General features: G+C 46.2%; 7 protein-coding genes and 1 pseudogene. 3 read left to right on the plus strand and 5 right to left on the minus strand.

The annotated features are described in order from the left end of the window. The 5 genes and pseudogenes from ACTIE6_RS15405 to greA all read right to left on the minus strand — a co-directional run. Positions 1-220: pseudogene (locus ACTIE6_RS15405) on the minus strand (DUF1343 domain-containing protein); the annotation flags it as partial. Positions 221-322: 102 nt separating this feature from the next. Further along, positions 323-1375, minus strand: a complete 1053-nt coding sequence (locus ACTIE6_RS15410) for a PA0069 family radical SAM protein (RefSeq protein ID WP_439557485.1) — start codon at positions 1373-1375, stop codon at positions 323-325. A 96-nt stretch (positions 1376-1471) separates the two neighbouring features. Next, positions 1472-2542, minus strand: a complete 1071-nt coding sequence (locus tag ACTIE6_RS15415) for a M42 family metallopeptidase (RefSeq protein WP_439557486.1) — start codon at positions 2540-2542, stop codon at positions 1472-1474. A gap of 70 nt (positions 2543-2612) precedes the next feature. After that, on the minus strand, positions 2613-2942 hold the full coding sequence (locus ACTIE6_RS15420; RefSeq protein ID WP_439557487.1) for a hypothetical protein: 330 nt from the start codon (positions 2940-2942) through the stop codon (positions 2613-2615). 218 nt (positions 2943-3160) lie between these two features. Beyond that, complete coding sequence (gene greA, locus ACTIE6_RS15425; RefSeq protein ID WP_056281065.1) at positions 3161-3643, minus strand: transcription elongation factor GreA; 483 nt, start codon at positions 3641-3643, stop codon at positions 3161-3163. A gap of 232 nt (positions 3644-3875) precedes the next feature. Here greA and fmt point away from each other — a divergent pair, with 232 nt between their 5' ends. From fmt to ACTIE6_RS15440, 3 genes are all read left to right on the plus strand, one after another. Beyond that, a complete protein-coding gene (gene fmt / locus ACTIE6_RS15430) occupies positions 3876-4796 on the plus strand; it encodes a methionyl-tRNA formyltransferase (protein ID WP_439557488.1) in 921 nt (306 codons plus the stop codon). Between the two features lie 41 nt (positions 4797-4837). Further along, the gene (tnpA, locus tag ACTIE6_RS15435; RefSeq protein ID WP_439557489.1) at positions 4838-5299 is read left to right on the plus strand and encodes an IS200/IS605 family transposase; all 462 of its coding nucleotides are present in this window, start codon (positions 4838-4840) and stop codon (positions 5297-5299) included. 377 nt (positions 5300-5676) lie between these two features. Next, positions 5677-6026: dihydrofolate reductase (locus ACTIE6_RS15440; RefSeq protein ID WP_439557490.1), on the plus strand; the 350-nt coding region annotated here is incomplete at its 3' end.

Genomic DNA, 6026 nt, shown 5'->3' on the forward strand with positions numbered 1-6026 from the left:
GATTGACCACAATCCCTACCTTTTTACCTTTCAGGTAACCGACATACTCCGAAATCTGGTCGGCAGCAGTGACTGGCACCTTGGTTGCCTGTTCAACTCCGCCGGTATGAATGGAATCATTTGCTGATAGTACCGGGCTTTTGGAAGCGGAGGAATTGACGCAGTTGCCTAGCAAGCCGAGGGTCAGCGTCAGACTAAATGCGGTTAAAAGGGTTTTCATAGGATCAGGATTGGTTTTTCTAAAACTAAGTTTTTTATTGCCACGAATGCACGAATGGAACACGAAAATTCGTGCCTGCTTCGTGCATTCGTGGCATGAAATCTAAAACAGCCGCGTTTGTCCCGCACGCATAAACTGGCTGGTATCCACCTGCGGGAGTTCTCTCCCTTTGAAATATTTGCGGCAAGCGAGACTATGCAATTGCCGGATATGTTCGGCGAAACTTCCTTCGCCTACCATTCGCAGCCCAAACCTGGAATCATTTACCTGACCGCCATGGCATTCTTTGATCTGGTTTAAAACCTTTGCTGCCCGGTCGGGAAAATGGTGGTGTACCCACTCGTCGAACAATGTGGCAATTGCGCCATTTAGCCTTACAACCGTATAGTTAGCCCACAATGCGCCGTTTTCAGCAGCAGCTTCGATGATGGTCGGAATCTCGTGGTCGTTCAAGCCGGGAATGATCGGCGCTGTCATCACGCCCATTGGTACTCCTGCTTCGGTTAGGGTTTTTACCACCTGCAAACGCCGCTTTCCGGTTACCGTGCGGGGTTCAAGCTTGTGTCTCAGATCCTCATTCAGCGAGGTAATGGAGATTGCACCGTGAACCAGGTTGAGCTTTGCCAATTTTTCCAAAACATCCACATCCCGCAGGATCAATGCATTTTTAGTTAAAACACTAACCGGATTTCGATAGCGCAGACATATCTCGAGCAACTGTCTCGTAATTCCGTACTTCTTTTCGCCGGGCTGGTAGCAATCTGTGTTTCCCGAAATATGAATGCTTTTCGGCTCCCACTTTTTGGAATTAAAAAGCTTTTCGAGCAGCTGCGGCGCATTCTTCTTGACTATGATCTTGGTTTCAAAATCAAGTCCGGCCGAGTAACCCCAGTATTCATGAGAGTTGCGGGCGTAGCAATAAATGCAGCCATGCTCACAACCCCGGTAGGGATTAATGGAATGAAAAGCGCCGAGGTCGGGACTGTCGGAGACGCTTAGTAAGGTTTTGGATTGTTCTTCAATAAACTGGGTTTTAGGATTCACCTCAGGTTCTTCCCATTGCTGCCAGTCTTCGGAAGTGTACTCGGTACTTAGCTTGAAAAACTTGTTGTCGGGATTGATGGCGGCTCCCCTACCGCGAACACGGTTGTCCATTTGTCATTGATTTTCATAGTTGTCGATGTTTAAATGGGTTGCTTGGGTCCTTTGTTTTGTCAGCCTGTGCCGCCTGGGCTGCACAGGCTGACAAGTCTATTTAATATATCTGAAATCCTCGTTGCCTTTGAGGGACAAAAGCACGTCGTACATCAGTTGAATTACATTCTTGACGTCTTCCTTATGCACCATTTCGACTGTGGTATGCATGTATTTAAGCGGCAGAGAAATTAATGCGGATGCAATACCTTCTGTGGAGTAAGCAAAAGAATCGGTGTCCGTTCCGGTTGAGCGGCTTACTGCCTGGCGCTGAAAAGGGATACTTTTCTCATTTGCAACATCAATCAGCAGGTCGCGCACATTGTTCTGTACAGCCGGTCCGTAGCAAATTACCGGACCGTTGCCTGCTTTCAGGTCGCCCTGCTCTTTTTTGTTGTACATCGGCGATTGCGTGTCGTGGGTCACATCGGTACAAATCGCCAGGTCCGGTTTTAACCTGCGGGCGATCATTTCTGCTCCGCGTAAGCCGATTTCCTCCTGCACTGCATTTACGACATATAATGTAAATGGAAGCTTTACATTGTTTTCATGCAACATACGCGCTACTTCCGCGATCATGTAGCCGCCCATTCTGTTGTCCAGCGCGCGACCTACATAGTACTTTTCATTCAGTTCGTCAAGCCCGTCGGCAAAGGTTACGACGGTACCTACATGAATGCCCATTTCAAAAACCTCGTCCTTCTTGGCAGCGCCGACATCGATAAACAGCTCGTGTACTTTCGGCACCTGGTCTTTGGCGACGTCGCGCACGTGGATAGCGGGCCAGCCGAATACACCTTTTACCACGCCTTTCGCGGTATGCAGATTAACACGCATAGAAGGAGCAATAGCAGCATCGGAACCTCCATTGCGGCGGACGTGAATGTAGCCGTCGTCGGAAATGTAATTTACAAACCATGAAATTTCATCGGAATGCGCTTCGATCACTACTTTGTAATCCTGCCCCGGACCAATTACACCTACTGCCGTGCCGTAAGTATCAATAATTTCTTCTTCAATATAAGGCCGGATATAATCAAGCCAGATCTGCTGACCGGTTGATTCAAAGCCGGTGGGCGATGCATTATTTAAATACTTATAAAGAAATTCAACGTTCTTGTCTGCCATATTTTGATTTTAAAATTGGGACTAAAAAGTACTTTAAACCTGAGAAAAAAAGCATTCACAAACAACTTCATCACCTTCTCAAATACTTCAAAAAAGCCCAGAAACGCCTTTTTTTCAAATACCCGAGATCGGATTGATGCTGATAAGCTTCCCTTTCAAAGGAAATATGAAGATAGGCTAAATAATGTTTTTTGTACTGAACCAGCCGGATAAAATATTCGATGAAGTACCAGAGGTAAAACACAACCAAACCGAGTTCGAGTTGCTGTTTCAAATGTATGCGTTCGTGATTGATGAGGAAGCGGCTTGGGGATTTGCTTTTCAGCAAAATGAAGGGAAAAACGGCCATAGCTTCAACCCGGAGGAAGGAGACAGTGAGGGTAATGCCTTTGGGGGACATAGAGGTGGAGAGTTGTCGGTTGTGTCAGCTATCGGCTGTCGGCAGTCGGCTTTCGGCTGTGCGGATTACTACTATATTCTTATGGAAACAAGATATTTAATTCTCATCCGGTGCAGAACTAAGCAGCCAGCTCAAAAAAAAGCCGACTGCCGATTGCCGACAGCCGACAGCAAAGAAGGACTGTTGCTAATCAACGATCCTTCTTTTACCAGTTCTGCTTATTCCAAAAACCTGCTGATATCCAGTACTTCAAATTCCATCAAGCCTGCCGGAACTTTGATCTCGGTTGTTTCCCCTACTTTTTTGCCTAATAAACCCTTGCCGATGGGCGAACCAACGGAAATCTTACCGGCTTTCAAATCCGCCTCTTCTTCGGAAACCAACGTGTATGTAACTTCCATTCCATTCTTACGGTTTTTGATCTTCACTTTGGAGAGGACCGAGACCTGGGAATTATCGATAGCAGATTCGTCGATAACCCGGGCATTCGAAAGGATTTCTTCCAGCTTGGCGATTTTCATTTCGTGCATTCCCTGCGCATCTTTTGCCGCATCGTACTCAGCATTCTCACTCAAATCTCCTTTATCACGAGCCTCCGCAATTTGTGCAGCAATAGCAGTGCGGCCCTTGGTTTTCATATCATTCAGCTCGTTCCTCAGCTTTGTTAATCCTTCTTCCGTATAGTATGAAATTTTAGCCATGACTTTATTTTGGTTTTAAGTCTTATTAAATTTTTGAATTGTCAGATAAAAAAAAAGAACGGCTCAAAGACCGCTCTACAAGAGTAACTACACTCGTAGAAATGGGCTAGAAGACCTCGTCTTTTCGGTTACTATGTGATTTGGAGTTCACCATATTTTGCTTTTAAGAACGACAAAAATAACAATATTTGTGAATGGTAACACCATAATTCTGCAAAAGCAGTATGTGTCTATGTCAACATCACTTAGGATAATCTTTATGGGAACGCCGGATTTCGCGGTCCCAAGTTTACAAAGTCTGGTCGAAAGCAATTCTAATGTAGTGGCTGTTGTCACTGTGCCGGACAAGCCCTCTGGCCGGGGACAAAAGCAGACAGCTTCGCCGGTGAAAATATATGCGGAGCAGCAGGGAATACCTGTTTTACAGCCCGAAAAGCTGCGCGATCCTCAATTTCTGGAACAGCTCCGTTCTTACAATGCGGACTTGCAGGTGGTAGTCGCATTCAGGATGCTGCCGGAGGTTGTATGGAACATGCCGCCGAAAGGTACATTTAACCTGCACAGCTCGCTGCTGCCGCATTACCGCGGCGCGGCGCCTATCAACTGGGCGGTGATCAATGGAGAAACTGAAACCGGGGTTACCACTTTTTTTATCGAAAAAGACATTGATACGGGCAAGATTATCTTTCAGGACAAAGAGCCCATTTCTCCGGAAGACGATGCAGGAGCTTTACATGACCGTTTGATGGAGAAAGGTGCGGCATTAGTCGTGAAAACGGTGAAGGCCATCGAAGCAGGTGAATACCCACAGGTACCTCAGGAAGAACCGGAAAACATTAAGTTAGCACCCAAAATTTTCCGGGAAACTTGTGAAATCAACTGGGACCGGCCGGCTCTTGAAATACATAACTTTGTAAGAGGCTTATCTCCCTACCCCGCCGCGTGGACTATTTTGAATGGACTTTCCTGCAAAATTTTTAAAACCTTCCTGACCGATTCAGACGAGGAAGGAGAAACAGGCGAGTTCAGGACGGATCAGAAAACGTACCTCCATTTCAAAACGGCGGACAGTTGGATCGGGATTGAGGTTTTACAATTGGAAGGAAAAAAGAGAATGCAAATCGGGGATTTCCTGAGAGGTTACCGGCTCTGAAAAGTTGAGCGGGCAATTACACACTTACAACACTATCTTTTATGGCAAACACTTATTCGCAGGTACACCTGCACTTTGTTTTTACACCAAAGTACCGCGCCGCACTCATTAACCCTGGCTGGGAAAATGATTTATACAAATACATAACCGGCATTGTGCAGAAGAACAAACACAAGATGTTGGCAATTAACGGAACTGCTGATCACGTACATATGCTGATCGGGTTTAAAACTACCCAGAGCATTGCAGAATTAATGCAGGATGTCAAAGCGGACTCATCGCAATGGATCAACAATCAGGGGTATTGTAAAACAAGGTTTGAGTGGCAGGGAGGCTATGGTGTATTCTCTTATAGTAAATCTGCTATAAGGAACGTGATCCGATATATCGAGCGGCAAAAAGAACACCATCGAAAAGTAGAATTTGTCGAAGAATACAAATCGATTTTAGAAAAGTTCGAAGTCGACTACAACGAAGCATACATCTTCAAAGCGCCAGAGTAGCTACAGATGTTTCTTCGCTACGCGACTTGGAGCGGGATCGAGAGCCAGACTTGCCACCGAGATTACGTCGCTACGCGACTTGTTCGGACTCAGCACACTTCTTTGTTACCGATATTACGTCGCGATGCGACTTGGAGCGGGATCGAGAGCCACGCTTGTTACCGGGATTACGTCGCTCCGCGACTTACGTTACAACGAAAGTTGCGGAGCGACATAACACAGAAAAATTCCGCAAGACGAGTACAAAGAATCGCAGAGCGATGCAACATCGGTAACAAGGAGCGGTAAAACGTCGGTAACAAAAAAAGCATAGTACAAACAAAAATCGCATAGCGATGAAACACCGGTAGCAAGGAGCGATAAAACATTGGTAAAAAATGGTGGTGTCAATAATAGTAGCAGTAGCCGATAACGGGGTAATCGGAAAAGATAATGAGTTGTTGTGGCGGTTGCCGGATGATTTGAAGCGGTTTAAGCAATTGACGTTGGGCCACCCGATGATCATGGGAAGAAAAACATTTGAATCTATTGGGAAGCCGCTGCCGGGCCGCACCTCCATTGTGGTAACCCGCAATGCGGAATTCAACTACGACGGAATTATCGTTGTGCATTCGTTAGACGAAGCAATTGAAGCAGCCCGGCAAATTGAACAGGAAGAAGCATTCATCATCGGCGGCGGTGAACTGTACAAGCAGGCGCAATCCATTGCCGACCGCTTGTATGTAAC

It is taken from the genome of Dyadobacter sp., from assembly GCF_051859145.1.
Taxonomy (GTDB): Bacteria; Bacteroidota; Bacteroidia; order Cytophagales; family Spirosomataceae; genus Dyadobacter.

Coding starts and splice junctions, on each gene's coding strand:
- ACTIE6_RS15420 (WP_439557487.1), bottom strand. CDS start 2,942: ATGTCCCCCAAAGGCATTACCCTCACTGTCTCCTTCCTCCGGGTTGAA.
- greA (WP_056281065.1), bottom strand. CDS start 3,643: ATGGCTAAAATTTCATACTATACGGAAGAAGGATTAACAAAGCTGAGG.
- fmt (WP_439557488.1), top strand. CDS start 3,876: ATGTCAACATCACTTAGGATAATCTTTATGGGAACGCCGGATTTCGCG.
- tnpA (WP_439557489.1), top strand. CDS start 4,838: ATGGCAAACACTTATTCGCAGGTACACCTGCACTTTGTTTTTACACCA.
- ACTIE6_RS15410 (WP_439557485.1), bottom strand. CDS start 1,375: ATGGACAACCGTGTTCGCGGTAGGGGAGCCGCCATCAATCCCGACAAC.
- ACTIE6_RS15415 (WP_439557486.1), bottom strand. CDS start 2,542: ATGGCAGACAAGAACGTTGAATTTCTTTATAAGTATTTAAATAATGCA.